Source organism: bacterium (assembly GCA_029210965.1).
In the GTDB taxonomy this organism is placed as follows: Bacteria; BMS3Abin14; BMS3Abin14; order BMS3Abin14; family BMS3Abin14; genus JALHUC01.
Genome location: JARGFZ010000127.1, coordinates 1 through 657 on the forward strand (window position 1 = coordinate 1; position 657 = coordinate 657).

Consider the following 657-nt stretch of genomic DNA (forward strand, 5'->3'; position numbering starts at 1 on the left):
GACGCCTTTACAGGAACCGTGCCTTCCTGGATTTAAGCCTTTCTCCGTGTCCGAAGCCTGTCACGCCAGCGGCGTGATGCCTCCGTGGTGAAAACAACGCTTTTACAGGACCGTTTTTTAACCCAAGACTCAAGATCTTCTCAGTGTCCTCAGTGAGCTCAGTGGTAAAAATAAATCGCCTTTATAGGAACCGGGATCGCTTCCGTCTTCGTTCTTCGAACTACGCCGCGGCAGGCTGGATTCCGGACAACCCCGCCCCTTGCGTTGGTTTCCGGAATGACGGCATGTTCGTCGCGTCCCGTGCACTTGATTACGCTGCGCCTCCGCGTGAGGCAGCCTTTAGACGCTTTCATGGAAATCGGGATTGCCGCATCGCCCTCGCCATCCCCTCCATCCCTGTTGAATAAACATATTCCCTGGGGATTCCTGCCGTAGGACCCTTCTCCTGATATCTTCACAAAAGCTCTTTGAATTCATCCACCGTTAGACCCGCATCTCTGATAATTCCGCCCATGGTGAATGCATCGACGGGGTTCGCCCTCGGGATGGTAATAATCCTTTCTCCATTGGTCATCGCAATGTGTTTACCCTGCCTGGCAATCCAAAATCCTCGCTTCTCAAAAGCCTTCACCGCCCTTTGATGATTTATTCCTGGCA

Annotated in this window: 1 protein-coding gene; it reads right to left on the reverse strand. The window is 52.7% G+C overall.

Annotated elements, in window-relative coordinates:
- Positions 1-454: 454 nt before the first annotated feature.
- On the reverse strand, positions 455-649 hold the full coding sequence (locus P1S59_14610) for a hypothetical protein (GenBank protein ID MDF1527456.1): 195 nt from the start codon (positions 647-649) through the stop codon (positions 455-457).
- Positions 650-657 lie beyond the last annotated feature (8 nt).